The 21,499-nt window shown below is 70.6% G+C and carries 26 protein-coding genes; 14 read left to right on the forward strand and 12 right to left on the reverse strand.

Annotated elements, in window-relative coordinates; all coding sequences use genetic code 11:
* Nucleotides 1-75 precede the first annotated feature (75 nt).
* The gene (locus MFF58_RS14165; protein WP_238288997.1) at nt 76-1,587 is read left to right on the forward strand and encodes a calcineurin-like phosphoesterase C-terminal domain-containing protein; all 1,512 of its coding nucleotides are present in this window, start codon (nt 76-78) and stop codon (nt 1,585-1,587) included.
* 582 nt (nt 1,588-2,169) lie between these two features.
* Complete coding sequence (locus MFF58_RS32465; protein WP_012322267.1) at nt 2,170-2,373, forward strand: hypothetical protein; 204 nt, start codon at nt 2,170-2,172, stop codon at nt 2,371-2,373.
* Between the two features lie 10 nt (nt 2,374-2,383).
* Here MFF58_RS32465 and MFF58_RS14175 read toward each other — a convergent pair whose 3' ends face one another.
* Nucleotides 2,384-2,773, reverse strand: a complete 390-nt coding sequence (locus tag MFF58_RS14175; protein ID WP_238289001.1) for a hypothetical protein — start codon at nt 2,771-2,773, stop codon at nt 2,384-2,386.
* Between the two features lie 316 nt (nt 2,774-3,089).
* On the opposite strand from MFF58_RS14175, the gene MFF58_RS14180 reads away from it, so the two are divergent.
* Both MFF58_RS14180 and MFF58_RS14185 read left to right on the forward strand, forming a co-directional pair.
* Nucleotides 3,090-3,299 (forward strand): cold-shock protein, encoded by a 210-nt coding sequence (locus tag MFF58_RS14180; protein WP_238289003.1) that lies wholly within the window; start codon nt 3,090-3,092, stop codon nt 3,297-3,299.
* Nucleotides 3,300-3,529: 230 nt separating this feature from the next.
* Entirely contained in the window at nt 3,530-3,766 is a 237-nt protein-coding gene (locus tag MFF58_RS14185; protein WP_238289005.1) for an AsnC family transcriptional regulator, read from the forward strand.
* A gap of 31 nt (nt 3,767-3,797) precedes the next feature.
* On the opposite strand, the gene MFF58_RS14190 is transcribed toward MFF58_RS14185, so the two are convergent.
* Nucleotides 3,798-4,613, reverse strand: a complete 816-nt coding sequence (locus MFF58_RS14190; protein WP_238289007.1) for an inositol monophosphatase family protein — start codon at nt 4,611-4,613, stop codon at nt 3,798-3,800.
* A 407-nt stretch (nt 4,614-5,020) separates the two neighbouring features.
* Between MFF58_RS14190 and MFF58_RS14195 the strand changes: the two genes are divergently transcribed.
* Entirely contained in the window at nt 5,021-5,476 is a 456-nt protein-coding gene (locus tag MFF58_RS14195) for a DUF6101 family protein (protein ID WP_238289009.1), read from the forward strand.
* Nucleotides 5,477-5,490: 14 nt separating this feature from the next.
* Here the strand turns inward: MFF58_RS14195 and ubiA are convergent, their stop codons facing one another.
* Complete coding sequence (gene ubiA, locus MFF58_RS14200) at nt 5,491-6,438, reverse strand: 4-hydroxybenzoate octaprenyltransferase (RefSeq protein ID WP_238289011.1); 948 nt, start codon at nt 6,436-6,438, stop codon at nt 5,491-5,493.
* A gap of 88 nt (nt 6,439-6,526) precedes the next feature.
* Nucleotides 6,527-7,000, reverse strand: a complete 474-nt coding sequence (locus MFF58_RS14205) for a hypothetical protein (protein ID WP_238289013.1) — start codon at nt 6,998-7,000, stop codon at nt 6,527-6,529.
* A 231-nt stretch (nt 7,001-7,231) separates the two neighbouring features.
* Here MFF58_RS14205 and MFF58_RS14210 point away from each other — a divergent pair, with 231 nt between their 5' ends.
* The 5 genes from MFF58_RS14210 (at nt 7,232) to MFF58_RS14230 (ending at nt 11,006) form a co-directional block, all read left to right on the forward strand.
* Complete coding sequence (locus MFF58_RS14210) at nt 7,232-7,984, forward strand: 16S rRNA (uracil(1498)-N(3))-methyltransferase (protein ID WP_238289064.1); 753 nt, start codon at nt 7,232-7,234, stop codon at nt 7,982-7,984.
* A 293-nt stretch (nt 7,985-8,277) separates the two neighbouring features.
* Complete coding sequence (locus MFF58_RS14215; protein WP_238289014.1) at nt 8,278-9,645, forward strand: glutamate--cysteine ligase; 1,368 nt, start codon at nt 8,278-8,280, stop codon at nt 9,643-9,645.
* A 101-nt stretch (nt 9,646-9,746) separates the two neighbouring features.
* Nucleotides 9,747-10,022, forward strand: coding sequence for a hypothetical protein (locus MFF58_RS14220; RefSeq protein WP_238289016.1), 276 nt, complete (start codon nt 9,747-9,749; stop codon nt 10,020-10,022).
* Between the two features lie 115 nt (nt 10,023-10,137).
* On the forward strand, nt 10,138-10,392 hold the full coding sequence (locus tag MFF58_RS14225) for a sulfurtransferase TusA family protein (RefSeq protein ID WP_238289018.1): 255 nt from the start codon (nt 10,138-10,140) through the stop codon (nt 10,390-10,392).
* A gap of 38 nt (nt 10,393-10,430) precedes the next feature.
* A complete protein-coding gene (locus tag MFF58_RS14230) occupies nt 10,431-11,006 on the forward strand; it encodes an NUDIX domain-containing protein (protein ID WP_238289019.1) in 576 nt (191 codons plus the stop codon).
* Here the strand turns inward: MFF58_RS14230 and MFF58_RS14235 are convergent.
* The 6 genes from MFF58_RS14235 to MFF58_RS14260 all read right to left on the reverse strand — a co-directional run bounded on the left by MFF58_RS14235 (nt 11,003) and on the right by MFF58_RS14260 (nt 18,861).
* Nucleotides 11,003-11,866, reverse strand: a complete 864-nt coding sequence (locus MFF58_RS14235; protein ID WP_238289020.1) for a WecB/TagA/CpsF family glycosyltransferase — start codon at nt 11,864-11,866, stop codon at nt 11,003-11,005. The genes MFF58_RS14230 and MFF58_RS14235 overlap by 4 nt on opposite strands.
* Nucleotides 11,859-13,334 (reverse strand): GumC family protein, encoded by a 1,476-nt coding sequence (locus tag MFF58_RS14240; protein WP_238289021.1) that lies wholly within the window; start codon nt 13,332-13,334, stop codon nt 11,859-11,861. Before MFF58_RS14240 ends, MFF58_RS14235 begins: the two co-directional genes overlap by 8 nt.
* A gap of 281 nt (nt 13,335-13,615) precedes the next feature.
* Nucleotides 13,616-14,722, reverse strand: coding sequence for a glycosyltransferase (locus MFF58_RS14245; protein WP_238289022.1), 1,107 nt, complete (start codon nt 14,720-14,722; stop codon nt 13,616-13,618).
* Entirely contained in the window at nt 14,719-16,695 is a 1,977-nt protein-coding gene (locus MFF58_RS14250) for a glycosyltransferase (RefSeq protein ID WP_238289023.1), read from the reverse strand. The genes MFF58_RS14245 and MFF58_RS14250 overlap by 4 nt, the downstream gene beginning before the upstream one ends.
* Before the next feature lie 352 nt (nt 16,696-17,047).
* Complete coding sequence (selD, locus tag MFF58_RS14255; RefSeq protein ID WP_238289024.1) at nt 17,048-18,094, reverse strand: selenide, water dikinase SelD; 1,047 nt, start codon at nt 18,092-18,094, stop codon at nt 17,048-17,050.
* Nucleotides 18,095-18,141: 47 nt separating this feature from the next.
* On the reverse strand, nt 18,142-18,861 hold the full coding sequence (locus MFF58_RS14260) for a cytochrome c biogenesis CcdA family protein (RefSeq protein ID WP_238289026.1): 720 nt from the start codon (nt 18,859-18,861) through the stop codon (nt 18,142-18,144).
* Nucleotides 18,862-19,017: 156 nt separating this feature from the next.
* Here MFF58_RS14260 and MFF58_RS14265 point away from each other — a divergent pair, with 156 nt between their 5' ends.
* The 3 genes from MFF58_RS14265 to MFF58_RS14275 all read left to right on the forward strand — a co-directional run bounded on the left by MFF58_RS14265 (nt 19,018) and on the right by MFF58_RS14275 (nt 20,218).
* Nucleotides 19,018-19,527 carry a metallophosphoesterase gene (locus MFF58_RS14265; RefSeq protein ID WP_238289028.1) on the forward strand — a complete coding sequence of 170 codons (510 nt, stop codon included), beginning with the start codon at nt 19,018-19,020 and terminating at the stop codon, nt 19,525-19,527.
* A gap of 129 nt (nt 19,528-19,656) precedes the next feature.
* On the forward strand, nt 19,657-19,989 hold the full coding sequence (locus tag MFF58_RS14270; protein ID WP_238289030.1) for a hypothetical protein: 333 nt from the start codon (nt 19,657-19,659) through the stop codon (nt 19,987-19,989).
* An 88-nt stretch (nt 19,990-20,077) separates the two neighbouring features.
* Nucleotides 20,078-20,218 (forward strand): hypothetical protein, encoded by a 141-nt coding sequence (locus MFF58_RS14275; RefSeq protein WP_238289032.1) that lies wholly within the window; start codon nt 20,078-20,080, stop codon nt 20,216-20,218.
* Nucleotides 20,219-20,232: 14 nt separating this feature from the next.
* Here the strand turns inward: MFF58_RS14275 and MFF58_RS14280 are convergent, their stop codons facing one another.
* Nucleotides 20,233-20,478 (reverse strand): hypothetical protein, encoded by a 246-nt coding sequence (locus MFF58_RS14280; RefSeq protein ID WP_238289034.1) that lies wholly within the window; start codon nt 20,476-20,478, stop codon nt 20,233-20,235.
* A gap of 167 nt (nt 20,479-20,645) precedes the next feature.
* On the opposite strand from MFF58_RS14280, the gene flaF reads away from it, so the two are divergent.
* Complete coding sequence (gene flaF / locus MFF58_RS14285; protein ID WP_238289036.1) at nt 20,646-21,017, forward strand: flagellar biosynthesis regulator FlaF; 372 nt, start codon at nt 20,646-20,648, stop codon at nt 21,015-21,017.
* Nucleotides 21,018-21,030: 13 nt separating this feature from the next.
* Here flaF and MFF58_RS14290 read toward each other — a convergent pair whose 3' ends face one another.
* Nucleotides 21,031-21,435 (reverse strand): flagellar biosynthesis repressor FlbT, encoded by a 405-nt coding sequence (locus MFF58_RS14290; protein ID WP_238289038.1) that lies wholly within the window; start codon nt 21,433-21,435, stop codon nt 21,031-21,033.
* Nucleotides 21,436-21,499 lie beyond the last annotated feature (64 nt).

Here is a 21,499-nt window from a genome sequence, read left to right on the forward strand (position 1 = left end):
TGGCCCGCGGGGCGCGCGACGGCGGAGGAGGCCGCGGAGGCCACCGGGATCGTCTGGGCGACCGGCCTCGCCGGGGTGGACCGCGTCCCGCTGCCCGGCGTGCTGGTCTCCAACGGGCGCGAGGTCGTGCGCACGGACGCGCAGGGCCGCTACCGCCTGCCGCTGGAGGGGGACGGCGCGATCTTCGTGATCAAGCCGCCGGACTACGCCCTGCCGCGCGACGTCGACAACGTGCCGCGCCACTCCTACGTCCATCAGCCCGGCGGAACGCCGGTCGACCTGGGTCTCCGCTACCGGGGCGTCGCCCCGACCGGACCGCTGCCGGCCTCGATCGACTTCACCCTGACACGGACCGAGGAGCCGACGGAGTTCGACGTCCTCCTGTTCACCGATCCCCAGCCCGAGAGCCGCACCGAGCTCGACCACGTGCGGGATACCGCCGTCGCCCGCGCGATGGCGATCCCGGCGGCGTTCGGCCTGACCACTGGCGACGTTTTGTTCGACGACCTGTCGCTCTACGGCCGGTCCAACCGCATCGTGGGCCAGATCGGCGTGCCCTGGTACAGCCTGCCGGGCCACCACGACCTCAACATGCAGGCCCCGGATGCCCGCTACAGCCGCGAGACCTGGAAGCGGGTGTTCGGGTCGCCGACCTACGCGTTCCAGCAGGGGCGCGCGTGGTTCGTCCTGCTCGACAATGTCGAGTGGCTCGGTCCGCCGGTTCCCCTCGGCGCAAACACCTATCGCGGACGGGTCGGCGAGCGCGGCCTCGCCTTCCTCCGCAACCTCCTGGCCGAGATCCCGCGGGACGCCCTGATCGTGCTCGCCATGCACATCCCGCTCTTCACCGACACGGCGCCGGACGACGCGCGCGGGACGACGACCGACCGGGCCGCGCTCCTCGATCTGCTGGGCGGGCGCAGGGTCCTGAGCCTTGCCGGGCATACCCACACCACCGAGCACCACTATCCGGCCAAGGGCCACCACCACCATGTCCTCACGGCCGTCTCGGGCTCATGGTGGAGCGGCCCGGACACGCGCACCGGCATCCCATCGGCCGACAGCCGCGACGGTACGCCCAACGGCTTCCACGTGCTGTCGATCCGCGGCAACGACTACACCACGCGCTACGTCCCGGCGCAGGGTCAGCCGGACGAGACGATGCGCATCCTGTTCGAGAGCGAGGCGCGCGCCGGCGCGGTGGAGGTGATCCGTCACACCCGGCCCCTGCAGGGCCTGCGGCCGTCGGTCGCCCAGGACGCGCTCGCCGATACGACTGTGGTGGTCAACGTTTTCGACGGCGGTCCACGAACGCACCTCACGCTTCGGATCGGAGGCCGCGCCCCGCAGGCGCTGGCGCGGACTCGTCGCCTGGATCCGTTCGTCGCCGAGCTGTTCCAGCGCTACCCGGAGACCAAGAAGGGCTGGGTCCAGGCAATACCGTCGTCCCACATCTGGACGGCGCGGCTGCCGGACGACCTCGCACCGGGCGTTCATCGCGTCACGGTTGAAGGCGTCGACGAGTACGGCCGCCCGATCCGCGCCAGCGCCGTGCTGGAGGTCGCCGGCGAGCGGGGGCGCGGCTGACGGAACCGGTCGGGCTGCCGGAAGGCGGACACCGTGGCCGCCTTCCGCGAACCCCTCGATGACGTTCGCGCGGACGGCGTCCCGGTCGTCGGATATGCGGTGCGTGACGGTGCTCTGGTCGGCCGCGACCGTCCGGGCGTGCCGGCGGCCGCCGGCCTTGACCTCCTCGATGCGGATCGCACTGAACGAGGCCAGGGCACGATCCTCGGTTGCCTCGGCCTCCGGATCCGCACCGACGGCGGTTTCCCCGCCCCTGCCGGTCTGGTCCTGATCCCGGAGCGGGAACCTGTTCCGGCGTGGCAGCAGTGCCGCGCCGGTGTCCCCTGCGCCATCCGCGGACAGCGTGGCGCGGGGGAGGATCGATCCGGCCTCTCAGACGACATCCATCGCGAGGGGCAGGATCGTGGCTCCAGGGAGATCGGGCCAAGCGTACCGCCAAGCTCCGAGCCCAGCATGGCCGCGGGAGGCGACACGCGCCGTTTCGTCCGCGGCCGGGGCGGGGAAGACGCCAGGGAGCCGGCCCCGGAACCCCTGGAAGCGCGGTCCGTTGGTCACCATCCCCAACCCATCAGGAGCCGCGTCATGGCCAATCCCGGCCTTCCCGAGCCCACGCCCGGCGATCTGCCGCCCCCGCCGCCGACACCCGAAGAAGAGCCGGATATCGGCCCCACCGGCCCGCGCACGCCCTATCCGGTGAACGATCCGGGGATCGGCGAGCCGGGCGGCCCCGGTTCAGAGCCGGACATCTTCCCGGGTACGCCGACAGATCCCGGCACGCGGATGTAATCTGCGCCGATCAGTGACCGCCATGCGACGTGCGAACGTCGCGCGGCGCATTCAGGATTTCGGAGAGGCTCGTCACCACGTGGCGGGCCTCTTCGTCGGTGAGACGCAGCTGGAACGGCGGCAGCGCGCCGGCCTGAAGCGCGACCACGGCCTGCCCCTCGTCGTCGGTGCCGATCTCGATGGCCGACGACGTCACGTCGAGCATGGCCACCTCCTCGTCGCCCATCTCCTCGCCCATGTCGGGCTCGTCGGTGTCGTCGATCGCGGTGAGGAGCTGCCCGACGGCGCGGACCAGGGCGCGGGCGGCGCGGGCATCCATCACCACCGCCGTCGCCTGATCATCCTTCTGGAAGGAGAGCTGGATGTTCGCACCGTCCAGCGAGACCGAGATGCCTGCCATGTATCGTCCAGAGCCACACGCCTTAACCGCTTGAGCGCATTCCGTATATGCATCGCGACGGCCGGAAATCACAGGGGGCGCGACCCACCGCCGGTGTGGCTCCGGCCACCTGCGACGCAGAAGATACGCCGCCAGCGCCTTGTTGCAGCCGCAGCCGACGCTTAAATACGTCCTCGGGGGGCTTTCCCACCGAGGCTGACGCTCTTCAGGTTCAGCGACTCGCGCCCCGCCGCACTGGCTCAACCCAGAAAGACCGTGGTGCATCACGCGGCCCTCGTGCCGTGCGGATGGCCTATGGACGAATGAGGTACACTACGTGAATACCGGTACTGTGAAGTGGTTCAACGAGACCAAGGGCTACGGCTTCATCCAGCCGGATGACGGCGGCAAGGACGTGTTCGTTCACATCTCGGCCGTCGAGAGCGCCGGGATGCGCAACCTGATCGAAGGTCAGCGCGTCACTTACGAGATCCTCACCGACAAGCGCAGCGGCAAGGACGCCGCCGGCAACCTACAGGCGGCTTGATCGACCTGCGAGGCTGAGGGTCCTGGCTGAACGCCCGCCGTGCCACCGTGCACCGGGCGCCCCCGCAACGGGAAGGCCGACAAGGACTTTGAACCGGCCGCGTGACGCGGTTCCCCCTTCCGACGCTTCCCGGCGGGCGACATCGTCCACGGTGACAGCGTCGGAGGCAATTTCCAGAAACGACACCGGACGGCGCCAACGTCCGGCTCAGAAAAGAAAAGACCTTACGTATGTTGTTCGAATACACGCGGCGCCATGGCGTCCGCTCGCCCGTCACCGATGCGCCGACCTTCCGGGTCGGCAAGCTGGCACGGGCCAATACCGGGGATCAGACCCGGGCCGACATCAGTCACCTGATCGACCGGTCCTACAATTATCACTCCCCGCGGGAGCTTCACTGGCATCTCGCCGAGCGGCTCGGGCTCGCGCCCACCGCGATGAAGCTCCACGACGCGACGGCGGCCTGAGAGCCGCCGCTCATCAGCGGAACAGCGGTCCTCAGCGATCCCAGGCCTTGAGCACGGGATCGCGCAGGGCCAAGGGTGCGGCGAGCAGCTCGCCGTGTACGGGGTCGGCACGATTGTAGCGGGTTGCCTCGCCGTCGAAGCCGCATACGACGCCGCCGGCCTCGCGCAAGACGAGGTCCGCGGCGGCGAGATCCCAGTCACGGGCATGACCGGAGACCATCCCGACATCGACGCTGCCGTCCGCGACCCGGGCGAGCCGGAGGGCGAGGGATGGTATCCGCTTGATCACCTCGAAATCGGAGGCCGACCCGACGCCCTCGGCCAATCGGTCGAGCATCGGCTTCGGCCCCGTGATGCGGGCGCCGGCCAATTTCTCCCGCGCATCGACCCGGATCGCCTTGCCGTTCCGGGTCGCTCCGCGACCGCGGACGGCCTCATAATCCGCGTCGCCCACGGGTGCGTGGACGAAACCGATCAGCGGCTGACCGGCGGCCAGCAGCGCCACCGCGATCGACCAATCCGGGTGGCCCGACAGGAAAGCCCGAGTGCCGTCGATCGGGTCGACGATCCAGACCAGATCGTGGCCGATCCGCGCGGGATCATCGGCGGTTTCCTCCGACAACCACGCGGCCTTCGGCACGAGGGCGCTCAGCCGGACCTTGAGGAAGGCGTCGACCGCGACGTCCGCTTCGGTCACCGGCGAGCCGCCGGCCTTCGACCAAATGCGCGCCGAGGTCTGTCCGCCGAGCCTGAAGAACGGGCGCGCGATGTCGGCCGCCTCGCGCATCACGGCGCGCAGCTCCGGCATCAGGGCAGACACGGCTTCGTCGGTGAGAGGCTCTGGCATCGCGCTCCGCATGAGATCCGTCAGGCCCGTGAGGGCTTGGTTGCGCCGACCGTCCGGTCGCTCGGACGTCCGGACCGCCTCGGGCTGGGGAAACCGGGCGCTTGAGGAACGCGCGCGGGCATCCCGTTGTACGGTGCCGCCCGCAGCGCCACAAGGAGCCCTGGTTGATCGATCGATAATGATCGGTCTGCGCAAGGAAGTGTTGAGCATTCAAGGAAGCATTGAGCATTCCGCAAATGACAGCGCTGTCCAGATTCGCTTAACGACGGCTCTTAAGCGGTGCGGAGGAGTTCGGGTGCGATTTTGCTTGGCATAACGGACGGCCCGACAAGGGCTGCCACTTGCTCCAGGGACTCGGACAGATGAACACTTACCCGGTCACGGACGACGATCACGCAGGACGACCGATGCATGGGGCCGACGCCGCGTTCTGCTTCACCGCCTCTCCGCTGCCGGTGATCGGCCGGATGTCCGGTGCAGGACGGGCCGCCGGCATCGCGCTCGCCTACGCGGCCGAGGATGCGGAGATCACCGGGGCCGACCGGTTCAGCCTGATCCTCGTCGATGCCGAGGGCGATGAAGTGCATCGCCTCGGCAGCTTCCCCGAGGATGACGTGGTGGCCGTGTGGCGCGACATCGCGGCCCGCGCCGGTCTGGTGCGGATGATCGTTCGGGAGGACGGCGTCCTCGTCCCGGTGTCGCAGCAGATCGGTCGTCTCGTCCTCGGGCAGGTGCGCATGCGGCGGCGTCACGCCGGGCTCGGACGTCGGCGTCCGCGCTTCCTCACCCGCCGCAAGACCGGCCGTCTCCCGGCACGTCCGCAGATCCACCGCGGCGAGAACGAGATCATCGCGCGCAGCTGAAACCCAATCGCATCTCAGGACAGGCCACGCAGCACCGCGTCCACGGCCAGGCCGACGAACAGGATCAATCCGGCATCACGATTCGAGCGGAACAGGGCCAGCGCCCCGCGCCCGTCGCGATCCCGCAGCGACAGGGTCTGCCAAGCGAGATGCGCCGCGAAGGCCGCAACGCCGAGATAGCCCACGAACCCCGCCCCAGCGCCTCGTGCCGCCAGCGCGATCAGGATCGTCGCCAGGGCGTAGCAGATGCCGACGGCAGGCCGCACGCTCCGGCCGAACAGGCGGGCTGAGGACCGGATGCCGGCGATCTCGTCGTCCTCGATGTCCTGTACCGCGTAGATCGTGTCGTACCCGATCACCCAGCAGAGCGCGCCCGCGTAGAGCAGCAGCGCCGGCGGGTCGAGGCGGGCGAACACCGCCGCCCAGCCCATCAGCGCACCCCAGGCGAAGGCCAGCCCGAGAACGGCCTGCGGCAGCGGCATGACGCGCTTCATGAACGGGTAGATCGCCACCGGCAGCAGAGAGCACAGCCCGATCAGGATCGCGTCCCCATTGAACTGCAGGAGCACCGTGAGCCCGATCAGGGCCTGAACCACCAGGAAGAGGGCCGCGTGGCGCGGTCGCACCTGACCGGAGGGCAGGGGCCGCAGCCGTGTGCGCTCGACCTGCGCGTCCAGGTCACGGTCGGCGATGTCGTTGTAGGTGGAGCCCGCCCCCCGCATCGCGACGGCCCCGATGAGGAACAGGAGGCAGTGCCAGGGGTCGGGGAAGGGCTGGTCAGCCTTGATCGCCGCGAGCGCCGCCGACCACCAGCAGGGCAGGAGCAGCAGCCACCATCCGATCGGCCGGTCGATGCGCGCGAGCCGCAGGTAGGGGCGCCAGCTCCGCGGGGCGAGGCGGTCGACCCAGTGCCCGGTGACCGCGTCCGCGGGTCGCCCGTTATCGATCACCGTGCCGCCCATCGGTCGGAGTTCCGGTCGTCCCACGCGTGGATTCCGCTCCCCTGCGGAGAGGGGAGCCACACCGCATCCGTGATCCTTCCGGACGCGCTTACAATGCGCCCTGCGGCAGCTTGAAGCTGCCCGTCAAGCCCGGGCCGCCGAGCAGGCCACCGCCGCCGCCGCCGTTCTGCGCCTGGGCGCGGGCCTGCGCCTCCATCTTGGTTGCCTGGGCCGCCACGCTGCAGATCTTGGTGCGGATGCCGCTGACCTTCAGATGATCGGCCTTGAAGCCCTCCGCGAACGAATCGGGGATCGAGCACCATTCCTTGTTGGCGGCGATCCACTTGATGCCCTCGGTCCCGTTGCTCTGGAGCTTCCCGAACAAGGCGCAGGCTTCCTGCGGCGTCATCTTCTTCTTCGACTGCGAGGCCGAATTGGCGCGGCCGACCAGCGCCTTGCGCTCGGCCAGCGTCTTCTGGATGGCGCCGCATTCCGGCGCTGCACCCTGCGCGAAGGCCGCCGACCCGAACAGGACGGTGCCGACCAGCACCGCAGCCCCCAGACCCAGGCTCACCTTTGCCATTCCACGACTCCCTCGACACCCCTGCCGAATCCGCATGCGGCCGGCTCAATTCCGTTCTGCTGGGTTCGCCACAGGATTGTGGCGTCAATCGAGCGGCAAGCCGGCAGCCGGCCGAGCCTGCGCAGCGGTGATGCCTGCGCGGCGGAAAACCCGGGATCGTAATCTTTTGGCAACACTTCCCGCGGCCGGCGGCGCGTTGACAGGATGCCCCGCCCGCGCGACCACGCCGGCATGCCGGCCTACGACTTCACCGCACCACGCCTGTTCGTCGCGGCCGACCTCGCCGCCGGGGTGAACCTGCCGCTCGACCGTGCCCAGGCCAATTATCTCCTCAACGTTCTGCGGAAGGGGCCGGACGATCCGGTGCTGGTGTTCAACGGCCGCGACGGCGAGTGGCGCGCCCGGCTCGTCCAGACCGGACGAAAGAGCGCGGACCTCCAGGTTGCCGAACGCATGCGGGTGCAGACCCCGCGTCCCGACCTGCACTATCTGTTCGCCCCCCTGAAGAGCGCACGCCTGGATTACCTCGCCCAGAAGGCGGTGGAGATGGGCGCGGGTACGATCCGCCCGGTGATCACCCGGTTCACGCAAGGCGAGCGGGTCAACATGGAGCGCCTGCGCGCCAACGCGGTGGAGGCCGCCGAGCAATGCGGCATCCTGGCGATACCGGATTGTCCCGAACCCGAGCGGTTGCCCCGGGCCCTCGGGAGTCTGACCGCGGAGCGCGTCCTCGTCTTCTGCGACGAGGACGCGCCGGTGCGCGATCCGGTGCGGGCGCTGCGTGAGGCGGCCGATCCGAGCGCGCCGCCGCCGCTCGCCGTTCTGGTCGGCCCGGAGGGCGGCTTCTCCGAGGAGGAGCGGGCGCTGATCCGGGCGCGGCCCAACACCCTGGCGATCTCCCTGGGGCCTCGGATCCTCCGGGCCGACACAGCGGCGGTCGCGGTGCTGGCTCTGGTTCAGGCGGTGCTGGGCGACGGCCGTTGATGGAGCCGCCCGGATCGATGTGTGCCCGCGCACATGAAGGTACCGGCGCGGGCGATTGTCGCCCGGTATCGAACGTGATGCGGCGTACCGGCCGCCGGCGCCGCGTTGTGGGTTCCGGGCGCCTCGATTATGTCCCTGCACGGACGCCGTCTGCGCCGCGCGCCGATCGGGGTCGGGGGCGGGTGTCCGTCCGGGCTCCGCTCGCAGGACGGGGAGGGGCTGGACGGATCCGCCGGAGCAATCCGGCGCGCTCTCACTCCAGGTTCTAGGTCAGACGCACGGGCAGGCAGCGCATGGCGCGCGACAGCAACGACTCCACGCCGCTCACCGCGCGCGCCGAACTGATCGCGTGGTTCGCGGCAGGCGAGAAGCCGCGCGAACGCTTCGCGATCGGCACCGAGCACGAGAAGATTCCCTTCTACCGGGACGACCGCTCGCCCGTGCCGTATGACGGCGAGCGTGGCATCCGCGCCCTGCTCGAAGGACTTGCCCGCGAGACGGGCTGGGAGCCGATCCTCGATCTCGGCAACATCATCGGCCTGTCGGCGGACGAGGGCGGGGCGATCTCGATCGAGCCGGGCGGTCAGTTCGAGCTCTCCGGCGCCGCGCTCCCGGACGTTCACGCCACGGCGGCCGAACTCGCCACCCACTTGGCGGCGACGAAGCGGGCGGCCGATCCGCTCGGCATCGGCTTCCTGACTCTCGGCATGAGCCCCCGGTGGCGCCGGGACGAGACTCCGGTGATGCCCAAGAGCCGCTACCGGATCATGGCGGGCTATATGCCGAAGGTCGGGTCGCTGGGCCTCGACATGATGCTGCGGACCGCCACCGTGCAGGTGAATCTCGATTTCGCCTCCGAGGCCGACATGGTCCGGAAGATGCGGGCGTCGCTCGCACTTCAGCCCGTCGCCACCGCGCTGTTCGCCAATTCCCCGTTCACGGATGGCCGGCCGAACGGATTCCTCTCCCGCCGTTCGGAGATCTGGCGCGACACCGACGCTGATCGCACCGGGATGCTGCCCTTCGCCTTCGACGCGGGGTTCGGCTACGAGGCCTACGTCGACTGGCTGCTCGACATGCCGATGTACTTCGTGAAGCGCGGCGACATCTATCACGACGTGTCCGGCGCCTCGTTCCGCGACCTGATGGCCGGCAAGCTGCCGCAGCTCCCCGGCGAGTATGCGACCGTCGCGGATTGGGCGAACCACGCCTCCACCGCATTCCCCGAGGTGCGGTTGAAGCGCTTCCTGGAGATGCGGGGCGCCGATGTCGGCGATCCCGGGATGATCGCCGCGCAGGCGGCCTTCTGGGCCGGGCTGCTCTACGACGAATCGGCCCTCGATGCCGCCCTCGACCTCGTGAAGGGCTGGAGCCCGGCCAATCGTGAAGCCGCGCGGGCGACCGCGCCGCGCCTCGGCCTCGCGACCCCGGTGGCCAACACGACGCTCGGCGCCGTGGCAGCCGAGGCCCTTGCTATCGCCCGATCGGGCCTGCGGGCGCGCGGCCGCCGCGACGCGGAGGGACGGGACGAGACGGTCTATCTGCAGCCGCTCGAGGCGATCGTGGCGGCCGGTCGGACCCGGGCGGATGATCTGCTCGCCGACTACGAGCGGCGGTGGAATGCCTGCGTCCGCCCGGCCTTCACGGAATGCGTGTTCTGATCCAAGCCTGACACCAAACCCCGGCGAATCGAGAGAATCGCCTCCGCCGCATGCTATTGGAACGTTCCGAATCGTGTGTGCAGCCGTGGGGAGATCGTTTCATGACCCGCATCGCCATCCTCGTCGTAACCGGCCTCTCGTCCCTTGCCCTCACCGCCGGCGCCAGCATGGCCGCCGATCCGGCCCGCTCCGGCCCCTCGGTCCAGGGACAGTTTCACGGGTCGGTCACCCAGGCACGGCCGCGCTGGAGCTACTACGGCGAGTATCAGTACCCGATGCCTTTCGGATACGGATACGCCTATGCAGCGATCGAAAGGCCCGGCTTCGAGTATGGCTACAACGGGCCGCGCTACGTCTGGTCGGCTCCGGATCGGTAGAACGGTCCGGCTTACGGCTATTCGGAGTGGTGAGCTTCGACGCTGCCGGGCCGTCCGCCATCAAGCCGGTGAAGCGGGCGACACGGACCCCCGAACCGGCCCGGGAGACGCCGAGGTGCGCGACGATCCGGACTGCATCGACCTCGACCTGAGCGGATTGAAGTGCCCCCTGCCGGTGCTGCGCACCCGCAAGGCGCTGCGCGGCCTGCCCGCCGGGCAGACCCTCATGGTCACCTGCACGGATCCGCTGGCCATGATCGACATTCCGAACCTCGTCCGCGAGGAGGGAGCACGGCTCGAGGCGGCGGAGCGGCGGGGGGATCGCCTGTGCTTCCGGATCACGGCCTCCGCGAAGCCGCCGCATTCCTGAACGATCCGTCAGCCTCGCAAGGATGAGGTCGGAACGGCATGGCACCACGGATCGGAGGCGTGCGCCTCGTGCACGAAGGATGGGCGCGCTACCTCGTGGCCGAGGTGATGCAGGATGACGGAACCCGCATGACGCGGGAAATCGAGGATCACGGTCGCGCCGTCGCGGTGCTGCCCTACGATCCGGACCGGCGGGTCGCCGCGCTCGTCTCGCAATTCCGCGCGGCCGTGCTCTATTCCGGCGGTCCGCCGAGCCATGTTGAGGTTCCGGCCGGGCTCCTGGACGAGGGCGCGCCCGAGGACGAGGCGCGACGCGAGGTCATGGAGGAGACCGGGCTGCGACTCAGCCGGCTCGACTTCGTCGCCAGCGCCTGGTCGATGCCGGGTATCTCCACCGAGCGGATGGACTTGTTTCTCGCCCCTTACAGTGCGGCCGACCGGACCGGCGCGGGCGGCGGTCTCGCCTCCGAAGGCGAAGCCGTCGCCGTTCACGAGATTCCGCTGCCGGAACTCGCCGCCATGAGCCAGCGGGGGGCGCTCACCGACATGAAGTCACTGGTCCTGCTGTTCGCCCTGCAATTGCAGCGACCGGACCTGTTCGCGGACCGAGGCTAGCCGCTCCGGCGTACGAACCGATCCTGGATCACGATGCCGACGAACCGCCAGGACTTGATGAAGTAGCGGCGGAACAGCCGGCGCGGCGCCTGCAGGAACCGGAAGATCCATTCGAGACCGAGCTGCTGCACCATCCCGGGCGCCCGTGACATGCAGCCCGCCGCCACGTTCAGCGCGTCGCCGACGCAGAACACGATCGGGTCGCCGAGGCGCGCGCGGTGCCGATCGATCCAGATCTCGGATTTGGGCGCGCCCACGGCCATGACCAGAAGCGTCGTGCCATGGGCGCGGATCTTCTCGACCAAGGCGCGGCTGTAGGCCGGATCGGACTCGAAGCCGAAGGGCGGCACGACGCTCGTCACGGATCCGCCGGGCAGGCCGCCCGCCTGCAGCCGTTCGGTCAACCTGTCCGCCGCGTCTTGCCGGGAGGCCACGAAGAAGATCCGCCGTGCGAAGGGAGGCGGGTCAGCGAGGATGCACGCCAGGAGATCGTGGCCGGTCACCCGATGCACCGGTTGGCGACAGGCCCGGCGCGCCAGCCAGACCAGCGGCATCCCGTCGAGCGTCCGGGCCGCGGCGCGCCCGTAGGCGCCACGGAACTCGGCGCTCTCGCGGAGCTGGACGATGTGGTCGACATTGGCCGTCACGATCATGCGCGGCCCATCGCTCGGCAGGGCCGCCACGGCGGCCACCACCGCCGCGGCCTCACCCGTGTTGAACCGCAACCCGAACATGCCGACTGTGGGATCGGCGTGGGCGGACCCGGTGGCGTGCGGTATGGACAACCGGACGCTGCGCACCTCGGAACCGAGCGTTTCCCCCGGATCCAGGCTGAAACGGATGTTCCCGAGATCACGCATCGGCGGCCCGGAAGCTGGCCGCAGGGCGGGTCGCGGCGCGCAGGGTACGGCGGCGATCCCGATCGGCGCCGAGGAGGAGGGCGATGGCGCCGCCCAGCAGCAGGCCGAGCACCAGCGCCACCGGAAGGACGATCTTCGGTGAGGGCGGGAAGGTCCGCTGGCGGGCGGGCGTCGCCACCGAGATGATCCGGACGTTGGTGGTGTTGAGCCGCTCCTGCTCGCTCGCCTCGCGGGCGCGCTTCAGATAGGCCTCGTAGACGCCGCGGCGGGAGTCCAGCGTCCGCTCCAGTTCGCGCAGGCCGACATAGGCGCGGTCGCTGGTGGTCGTCTCGGTCTTGACCCGGTCGAGGCTGGACCGGATCGCCGCCTCGCTGGCGGCGGCGCGATCGTAATCCTTCTGGGTCGTCTCGATGATCCGCTCCTTCTCGCGCTGGATCAGGCGCTGGAGATCACGCTGCTGGGCATACTGCTCGGCCATGGCCGGGTGGCGCTCACCGAGGCGGGTCGCGAGCTCGGCGGTGTTGCGGGACAGCGTGGCGTATTGCTGCCGCAGCGCCTGCATTTCGAGGGACTGGAGCATCTCGGGCAGCGCGGTGCTGGGATCCGAGGAGCGCATCCGCCGGGCCTGATCGAGGCGGGACTTCGCCTCCGCGGTCTTGATCGAGGCGGTGACGAGCTGCTGGTTCAGGTCGCCGAGCTGCTGATCGGTGAGGAGCCGGCCGCTGGAGGCCACGAGCTTGTGATCCTCGCGATAACGGACGACGGCGCTCTCGGCCTGCTCCACATCGCGCTTCAGGTTGTTGAGGCGCCCGGCCAGGGCGTCCGAGGCGCGGCGGGCGGTGTCGGTGCGCGCCGCGGCCTCCTCGGCGAAGTAGGCGTCGCCGATGGAATTGGCGATGCGCGCGGCCTTCTCGGGATCGCGGGACTGCACCGCGACGTCGATCACGAAGGTCCGCTCGGCCCGGCGAACGCTGAGCCGGTTCTGGAGCGTGTCGAGGGCGATGTTGATCGGATCCCGGCTCGCCGGCGGGGGCATCATCCCCAGCGCGCCCTTGACCCAGTTCGTCACCGGATTGGCGCCGTCCGGCAGCACGAACTCGTCGTCCTGATCGAGGTGCAGCTTCGCGATGACCCGGCGCAGGACGTTGTCGGACTGGATCACCCGCACTTGGCTCTCGGCGATCGAGACGCCGCTGTCGGCCTGCGGCTGACGGGCGTTGACGTCGTTCTCGACCACCCGCAGGTCGCTCGGATCCACGAGGATCTGGATGCTCGATGTGTAGCGCGGCGGGAGCAGGCCCAGCAGGGCGACCGCCGCGGCGACCATGAACAGCGCGCCGAGGATGATGAAGCCTCCGCCCCGCCACAGGCGCCGCAGGATCACGCGCGGCTCCGTCCGCGGTGTCGTCTGCGGCAGCACCATGCGGATGGGCTGCTCACCGCTCATGCGCGTCGAGAAGTCGAACATACGCCTCGCTCCCTGACCTGTCGGGGCGGACCACACCGCCCACCGCCGCCCTCCGGATCCGTCCCGCTTCCGATCGGCTATGTGCCGATCCGGGACAGGTTCTGGATCGAGGCAGTGTCTTCGCCGACACTCCAGCAATCAGCATACCGAACAAGTAATCTCGTCGTGATGCAGGTTCGGCGAGCAGGAAACCCACAGATATCCCCGGCTGAATCGTCCTTAACTGCCTCGGCTCTTAGGTAGGAACAGCCACGCTTCCGCCTCGGACCGCGTGCCTGGTCTCACACGGGCGCGTGCGGCCGGACGACCGACTCCGCGGCGTCGTAGGCCGCCCCGTCGCCCGTGAGAAACCGGCGGAAGCGCCCCGCGTCCGCGTCCGCCGCCGCGTTCCAGCGCGCGACGTTGCCCCGGCTGGCCCGGGCTGCCCGCGACAGGCCGCCGGCCGCGATCCAGGCAGCCAGGATCCGGGCGGCGGCCTCCGGATCCTCCGGCCGGATCAGCAGGCCCGAGGCGCCCAGGACCTCCCGGAATACGGGATCGTCCGGCGCCGCAACCGGCAGGCCGCCATGCTGTACCTCCAGGAGCGGCAGGCCGAGCCCCTCCGCCTTCGAGGTGCAGAGCAGCAGGTGGCACGAGGCGGCGAGGCTGCGCAGCCCGGCATCGGGCAGGTAGCCGTGCCGGTGCAGGAAGGTGGGTGGATCCTGCAGGAAATCGTGCCGGCCCCAGCCGACCCGGCCCACGAGGTGCAGCTCGGCCGGGACGCCGGCCCGGTTCAGCGCCGCCGTCAGGGCGAGGGCCGCCGGGTAGTTCTTGCGCGGCTCGATCGTCCCGATGGCGAGGAGCCGCAGCGTCGTTCCGGCCTCGTAGGAGGCCGGCCCAGTCAGGCCGCCGAGGCCGAACGCATCGCGCACGGCCGGTCGCAGCAGGGCGACCCGAGCGCTCCTGGCGCAGACCGCGCGCACGGCCTCGCCGGTGGTGCGGCTGTTGACGAACAGGTTCGGGCACCAGCGCAGAGCCAGGGCGAAGCTCGGGCTCATGTAGAGCCGGCTGCGCAGGCTCAGATCCTCCTTCCGGGTGAGCAGGAACGTGTCGTGGACGTAGAGGAGGCATCGCGCCGCCGCGACGGCGCAGAGCGGTCCCGGTGGAAAGCCGGGGAAGAGGAAGAGCGCGTCCCGGTCCAGCACAGTGCGCAGCGGTAGACCCACCTGCTGGGTGGCGATCATGCCGGGCAGCGACCCACTGGCGACCGGCCGGATCTCGTGTGGTCCCAAGCTGTCCGGCGCGAACAGGTCCAGGGTGACCCGCTCGATCCCGGTCACGTGCCCGCGCAGATGCGTCTGGTCGATGTAGATTCTCCGGGGTGCGGCGCGCCGCGTCGCTTCCGTCACCGGGCGCTCCGCCGCAATCGCCCCGCGAGGTACAGGCAGCGGCGGACGAAGAGCGGCATCCGGCGCCCGAGGACCATCTGCTTGGCGCGCCGCAGCCGGCGCACCAGCGGCCGCGAAGCCGCCGGGACCGTGCCGGCCGCCCCCCGCTGCCGCCGGGACGCGAAGGGGAAGTGGCCGAGCATCGCCGGCGCGAAGGCGAGCCGTGCCGATGCGTCCCGCAGCCCGTGGCTCCGGAAGATCGCGTCCAGCGACAGGGCGGCGGCGGCCGGGCTGTAGCGACTCTCCAGGGCGATCCGCGCGAAGGCGCCCAGACGCGCTCGCGCCTCCGCGTCCGCGACCAGATCCACCAAGGCCTCGGCGAGGGCACCCGGCCGCACCGGCACGAGGCGGCCGGACACGCCGTCGATCACCGCGGAGGTCAGCCCGGAGGTGCGGTAGGCCAGGGTCGGCACGCCGCAGAGGCCCGCCTCGATGGGGGTCTGGCCCAGGGTTTCGTGACGGCTTGCCGTGACGTGGAGATCGCAGGCCCCGTACCAGGCGGCCAGAGTCTCCTCGTCGGCGATCAGACCCGGCGCGAACAGCGCCGGGACGCCGAGCCGGGCCGGATCGTCGAGGCGGCCGATCGCCACCACGGCGACGCCCGGCCGCGCCACGGCCTGGAGCGCGGCCCGCAGGTCCGGAAAGCCTTTGTCGGGGCCGTCGACGATCACGGCCGAGACCAGGATCAGCACGGCGTCGTCCGGCAGACCGAGCCGGCGGCGCAGGGCTGCACGGTCACCCGGCCGGAACACGCCGGTCGGGAAGGCCAGCTGGATCCGCTCCGCCGCGGCGCCGGTTGGCGCGAGGTCCCGGGCGCGTGCAAGGGTCCAGTCGGAATTGGCGAGCAGCCACGGGCCCTCTGGACCCGCCAGGGCCGCGCGCTTGCGGACATGCATGTCGGCGATCCGGCCCGGAGCCAGCTCCGGATATTCGTCCGGGCCGGGGCAGGCGGCATCGCAGCCGATCTTCGCGCGGCCGCAGTCACGGGGATGGCAGCACCGGCCCGTGAGCGGGAACAGGTCGTGCAGGACGAGGGCGACCGGCCCCCGGCGGGCGAGGCGGCCGACGACGTCGAGGCTTCGGGTCGCGCCGTGGAGGTTTCCGGCGAGAACGAGGTCGGGTGCGGCCGACGCGATCGCCGCCTCGGCCCGGGGGAAGCTGTCGGTCCACTCGGCCGCCTCGGGACGCGTGCTCAGGGCGATGTCGGTGACGCGATGGCCCGCGAGTGCCAGCGCCTCCGCGAGCCGGCGCTGCGCGACGCCGGCGCCCCCCTGCGTGCCGAGGCCGGTGAGCGAGACGATCGACAGGCCCGCCGGCTGCGGCCTCGGCGTCGCGGTCAGCCTCTGGAGCAGCACCGGCCGGCCGATGCGCACACGGTGATCCTCGGGGAGCGCCGACCAAGCCGCCGCATCCGGCATTCCGTCGGGACCGGTGCGCGTCCCCGCGTCGAGTGCCGCCCGGCTCCAGAGGATCTCGCCGCCCGTGAACGGCGTGCCGACCGACGCTTCCGCCGCTGCCGGAGCATCCAGGGCACGGACCGCGTCGTCGAACAGGACCCGCAGCCCGGCGACGGCGGAGGCGCCGGTCAGGGCCGCCTCCAGCGCCAGGGCGGTCAGCGCCCCCGGGGCGAGGAGGTCGCCCGCGCGGAGCCAGAGCAGGTGGTCGATGCCCGGGTCGGTGAGCAGCTCCGCGAATGCCGCGCCGCCGGTTCGGCGAGCCAGGACATCGTGCCGGGCTTCCGGGTAGCCCTGACGCAGGACCGAGGCGACGGTCCCGGAGAGGTCGGCACCATCATCGGCCGCGGTGACGACGCGGATCCGCGGCCAGGGCTGCCCGTCGGGGAGCGAGGCGGGACGGGGGAGGCCAGTGGCCGGTCCGAACGGCCAAGCATCGATGCCGTGGGCGGGGCTCGGCGGGGCGGTGGCTTCGGTCACGGCGATATCGGCGGCGTATGGGGCATCGTGCTGGCGTCGAGCCTGGACGCGAATGTTGAAGATTGCCTCTCGGTGGCGCCACCCTCCCGGGCTGACACCTCGGCCTCAAGCTTCTGCCGCCGTCCTGGCGTGCAGGGCGAAGGAACCCAGCGGCGCCGCGTTCTCTGGCGTCGCCCCGCCCCGGGGCACCGCGCGATGACGCGATGGAGCGTCGCACGGCGCGGTCCACGGGGGAGGGTCGCCCTCGAGACGGTCGTTCCTTTCACCCTTGCGAGGGCCGGCCGGACCGAGGCGCCCGGCGGCAGGCTGCCGGCGACCGCGCCCGAAACGTGCTTCGACCTGTCTCGCCCGATCAGACGTGCACGCGGATGCGCGCCGGACCCGCTTCCATTCGCCCGATCCGGGCGGCCGACAGGTAGCCGGACGCGCGGATGCGCTGCAGGATCGCGTCCGCCCGGTCCGCCGCGCAGGTGACGAGCAGGCCGCCGGAGGTCTGCGGATCGGTGAGGAGGTGGCGGCGCCAGTCGGAAAAGCCGTCGGGCAGATCGACGTCGCCGCCAAAGGCCGCCCAGTTGCGGTGCGAGGCCCCCGTGACGAAGCCTTCCTGGACCAGTGCCTCCGCCCGGGGCAGCAGCGGCAGCGCGTCGGCGTCAAGGGCGAGCGTCAGCCCGGCGCCACGGGCGAGTTCGAGGCCGTGGCCGAGGATGCCGAAGCCGGTCACGTCGGTCAGGGCGTGCACGGCGGGCTCGCCGGCGAGTTCCGGGCCGATCCGGTTGAGCAGGGTGGTGGTGGCGATGAAGTCGCCGTAGCCGGACGGGTCGAGGGCTGCGTGCTTGATCGCCGCCGAGTAGACGCCGACCCCCAGCGCCTTCGTCAGGATCACGGCGTCTCCCGCCAGGGCGTCGGCGTTGCGCCGCACCGCCTCCCGGCGGCAGGTGCCGATCACCGCGAGCCCGTAGATCGGTTCCGGCGCGTCGATCGAGTGGCCGCCGGCCACTGGAATCCCCGCTTCGGCGCACTTCTCCGCGCCGCCCCGCAAAATCTGCGCGACCATCTCGGGGGCGATCTTGCCGACCGGCATGCCGAGGATCGCCAGCGCCAGGAGCGGCCGGCCGCCCATGGCGTAGACGTCCGAGATGGCGTTCGTCGCCGCGATCCGGCCGAAATCGACGGGATCGTCCACCATCGGCGTGAAGAAATCCGTGGTGGCGATCACGCAGGTCCCGTCGTCGAGCTCCCAGACCGCGGCGTCGTCGGAGGTCTCGTTGCCGACGAGCAGCCGCTCGAACGGACCGGCGACCGGCTGTGCGGCGAGGAGCTGGCGCAGCGTCGCCGGGTCGAGCTTGCAGCCGCATCCTCCGCCGTGGGCGAGGCTGGTCAGGCGGGGGATCTCGGTCATCGCGGGGCTCCAATCCGTCTGCCGCGGACCGTCGCCCGCACCGATCCTCAGTAGCGCGTCGTCACGGCGTTGAGCCAGTCCGGCGAGGCCGAGACGAAGGCAGCCTCCGCGCGCTTGTCCAGCCCCGTCAGGACCAGAACGCCGAGCACGACCATCAACGCGCCGAGGCCGGCCTTCACGCTCCGGCCCACCGTCGCCAGATGTCCGCGCCAGCGGAGCAGGGCCTCGCGGGAGGCGAAGCCGAGCAGCACCAGCGGCAGGGCTGCCCCGATCCCGAAGGCGAGCATCGTGACCGCCACGCTCCCGAGGTTCTCGCCCCGCGCCGCCATCAGCGAGGCGGCCCCGAGGGTCGGGCCCACGCAGGGGCTCCACGCCGCTCCCAGCAGCACGCCCACGAGGAACTGGCCCGGCAGACCGGCCGAACCGAAGCCGCCGAAGCGCTCCTCGGCCCAGGAGCCCACCGGTCCGGCGGCGGTCGCAACCCGGGCCTGGAGCCGCGGCAGCATCAGAACGAAACCGAGGATCATCAGAAGGACCGCACCGGCGCGCCGGAACACGTCGCCGTCGAGCCCTATCGCGAAACCGATCGTCGCCACGAACAGGCCGATCGCCGTGAACGAGAGGGCGAGGCCGGCTGCCAGCGCCACGGGGCCGAGCCGATGCTCCGAGGCCGCCGTCCCGAGGACGATCGGCACCAGCGGAAGCACGCAGGGCGAGAGCACCGACAGGAGCCCGGCCAGGAACGCGAAGCCCACATTCCCCAGCATGAATCCATCCCCGTCGTTCGGCCCGCGCCGGAGGCTTCGCGCCTGCGGCGCGGGCCGTCAACGCGTGCGCCGATCACAGCGGCGCGGGAACCCGCGCGCGCACGGAGCGCTTCGGCGCCTGTACGCCGGATCGGCGGGCCTCGGCGGAGCCGGCAGGTGACCATCTACTTCACGGGCGACACGCATTTCGGTGACCAGCGGGCGCTGCGCTTCGACCACCGTCCCTATCCGGACCTCGCCGCCCACGATGCCGGCCTGATCGCGGCCTGGAACGCCGCGGTGGCGCCGGACGACACCGTCTGGCACCTCGGCGACTTCGCCCTCGGCCCGGGCGGTGCGCGGATCCGCGAGATCCTCGACGCCCTCAACGGCGAGAAGCACCTGATCGTCGGTAACAACGACGGGCCGGAGACCCTCGCGGCGCCCGGATGGGCCTCCGTCCGCCACTACGCGGAATTTCCGGTCGAGGGACGGATGGTCGTGCTCTGCCACTACGCGTTCCGCACGTGGAACGGGATGAGCCGGGGCGCCCTCAACCTGCACGGCCACAGCCACGGCAAGCTCACGCCGATGCCGAAACAGTACGATGTCGGCGTCGATCCGATGGGGCCGGCGCCCGTTCCGCTCTCCGCGATTCTCGCTTCACGCCGGCGCCGGAAGAGCTGATCCGGACCGGAACCTTCACGTCAGCTTCACCGTTTCAGCGGACAGAGACGGGGTGGACAAGAGCCAGCCCGAGCAACCCGGCAGTCCCGACCCGGACCTGCCTCCACAACGTGTTCAGTGAGTAATCCCGTGAGTGCCAGTTCGGCCACTCCCAGCCGCCTCGCTGCCGGCTTCGCCGGCATCCTGACCGGCCTCTTCGTGACCACGTCGGCGCTGGCCCTGCCGTCCTGCCTGGAGGCTCAACGCAAGATCGACGAGGCCAATGCGCTCCGGTTCCAGGCGCGCGAGGAGGCCCGACTGGGCAACCACGACCGTGTCTGCGACACGCTCGACGAGGTGGGCGACCGCTACGACGATGCCCGCGACGCCTTCGAGCGATGCGGGGAGGGCGTGGTCGCGATCGACCTCCGCAGCGAGCTGCGCGGCCTGCGGATCGCCAAGAAAATCAACCGCTGCGACTGACCGGGTGCGCCACCGCACCTCGGGCAGCCCTGCCCGATCTCATCATCCCGACATGCGCGACTCACGTCGCCGATAAGGTTCTGCGCCGATGATTCCTGCCACGCTTTCCAATGAGCTCCCGTCCGCAACCGCCGGACACACCGGTCCGTCCTTCGCGGCGGCCCTGTGCGGCTTCGTCAGCACCACCGTCGCCACGACGATGCTGCTCGTGCTCCTCGGCGCGCTCTGATCGGGACACCGTGATCACGGTGCGACCGACCAGAACCGCTGGCGGTTGAACAGCATGTCCTGCGTGCCGACCCGCGGGGCCGGCTCCGCCCGCCGGCTGCAATCGGGCTCGGCGGGTTTCGTCACGGCCGCGAGGGTCGTGGGCGCCGATGTCGGTTTGAAGCCCAACCGCGCCTGAATCTCAGGGTGGCGCGCTGCCGTGATGGTCAGCACGCAGGCGATCAGGCCGCCGGCAACGGTTCCGAGAAAGAAGTTCAGCATCGGTGGCCCGGTCCGGGGCCGTGTCCTTGAGGCCCGAAGTTGTCGTCGTCGTCCAACCCGGCGGGATCATGGCGGATCTGACGCTCACGCGGTTTTAACTCCTGCTCTGCGACAGCTACGCGCAAGCCTGCGTTGCAGGCGTGTCAGATGCCGGGGGTGGATCACCGATGAACAACGCCGCCAACGCCTACGCCAAGACCGCGCACAGCGCGCTGACGCCACGCGAGGCCGAGTCCGCGCTCCTGATCAAGGCGGCACAACGCCTGATCGGCGCCAGCCAAGGACTCGCCTCCGGTGAGACCAGTCGCCTCAACGAGGCCTTGTCTTACAATCAGCGCGTGTGGACGCTGCTGAGCTCCGAAGCGACGGCCGACGAGAACCCGCTCCCCGCCGACGTCAAGCAGGGCGTCGGTCGCCTGGGCGTGTTCGTCCTGCGCACCTGCGTCGACGCGATGATCGCGCCGACCCCGGAGAAGATCGCGTCGCTCGTGTCGATCAACAACCACGTCGCGGCCGGACTGCAGGGCAACCCGGGCTGAACCCGGCCGGCGCTCACGGAGCCGCCGTATCGCCATCGGGCGGGTTTGCGCCTGCGCCTTCCCACTCGACGAGCTTCCGGCTCAGCTTGAGCGCCTTGTAGAACTCGCCGGCCTCGACGGCGCCGGCGATGGCGGCCACCTGGGGGGCCGCCGCGGGCGCCACCCGAATTAGGTCGGTGGCTTGACGGAAGAACAGGTCGATGCCCTGCGCCGGGTCATCGGCGAGGTAGATCACCGTCAGCGTCAGGTGAAGCTGCTTGCAGGCCGTGTCGGCCTCGGTCTCCGTGATGATCTCGCTCTCGCGGAGGAACTTGCATTGCGTCTCGATCAGAAAGGTCGAGCGACGGTCGCCGTTACGCAGTAGGGCGCCGTTGATGATCAACCGCTCGTAGGGCTTGAGTTCGAGGCGCAGGGGCATGCGTGCTCCTTTCTAGAAGGCGCTGCGATCTCATTCGCCAAACGTTAACGTTTCGCCAATCCCC

It is taken from the genome of Methylobacterium longum (assembly GCF_022179385.1).
Lineage (GTDB): Bacteria > Pseudomonadota > Alphaproteobacteria > Rhizobiales > Beijerinckiaceae > Methylobacterium > Methylobacterium longum.

Bases quoted from the DNA above. Each gene is read 5' to 3' on its own strand.
- selD (WP_238289024.1), bottom strand. From the start codon at position 18,094: ATGACCGAGATCCCCCGCCTGACCAGCCTCGCCCACGGCGGAGGATGC.
- MFF58_RS14210 (WP_238289064.1), top strand. From the start codon at position 7,232: ATGCCGGCCTACGACTTCACCGCACCACGCCTGTTCGTCGCGGCCGAC.
- MFF58_RS14220 (WP_238289016.1), top strand. From the start codon at position 9,747: ATGACCCGCATCGCCATCCTCGTCGTAACCGGCCTCTCGTCCCTTGCC.
- ubiA (WP_238289011.1), bottom strand. From the start codon at position 6,438: ATGGGCGGCACGGTGATCGATAACGGGCGACCCGCGGACGCGGTCACC.
- MFF58_RS14280 (WP_238289034.1), bottom strand. From the start codon at position 20,478: ATGCTGAACTTCTTTCTCGGAACCGTTGCCGGCGGCCTGATCGCCTGC.
- MFF58_RS32465 (WP_012322267.1), top strand. From the start codon at position 2,170: ATGGCCAATCCCGGCCTTCCCGAGCCCACGCCCGGCGATCTGCCGCCC.
- MFF58_RS14175 (WP_238289001.1), bottom strand. From the start codon at position 2,773: ATGGCAGGCATCTCGGTCTCGCTGGACGGTGCGAACATCCAGCTCTCC.
- MFF58_RS14205 (WP_238289013.1), bottom strand. From the start codon at position 7,000: ATGGCAAAGGTGAGCCTGGGTCTGGGGGCTGCGGTGCTGGTCGGCACC.
- flaF (WP_238289036.1), top strand. From the start codon at position 20,646: ATGAACAACGCCGCCAACGCCTACGCCAAGACCGCGCACAGCGCGCTG.
- MFF58_RS14190 (WP_238289007.1), bottom strand. From the start codon at position 4,613: ATGCCAGAGCCTCTCACCGACGAAGCCGTGTCTGCCCTGATGCCGGAG.
- MFF58_RS14240 (WP_238289021.1), bottom strand. From the start codon at position 13,334: ATGTTCGACTTCTCGACGCGCATGAGCGGTGAGCAGCCCATCCGCATG.
- MFF58_RS14215 (WP_238289014.1), top strand. From the start codon at position 8,278: ATGGCGCGCGACAGCAACGACTCCACGCCGCTCACCGCGCGCGCCGAA.
- MFF58_RS14235 (WP_238289020.1), bottom strand. From the start codon at position 11,866: ATGCGTGATCTCGGGAACATCCGTTTCAGCCTGGATCCGGGGGAAACG.
- MFF58_RS14230 (WP_238289019.1), top strand. From the start codon at position 10,431: ATGGCACCACGGATCGGAGGCGTGCGCCTCGTGCACGAAGGATGGGCG.
- MFF58_RS14290 (WP_238289038.1), bottom strand. From the start codon at position 21,435: ATGCCCCTGCGCCTCGAACTCAAGCCCTACGAGCGGTTGATCATCAAC.
- MFF58_RS14275 (WP_238289032.1), top strand. From the start codon at position 20,078: ATGATTCCTGCCACGCTTTCCAATGAGCTCCCGTCCGCAACCGCCGGA.
- MFF58_RS14185 (WP_238289005.1), top strand. From the start codon at position 3,530: ATGTTGTTCGAATACACGCGGCGCCATGGCGTCCGCTCGCCCGTCACC.
- MFF58_RS14260 (WP_238289026.1), bottom strand. From the start codon at position 18,861: ATGCTGGGGAATGTGGGCTTCGCGTTCCTGGCCGGGCTCCTGTCGGTG.
- MFF58_RS14195 (WP_238289009.1), top strand. From the start codon at position 5,021: ATGCATGGGGCCGACGCCGCGTTCTGCTTCACCGCCTCTCCGCTGCCG.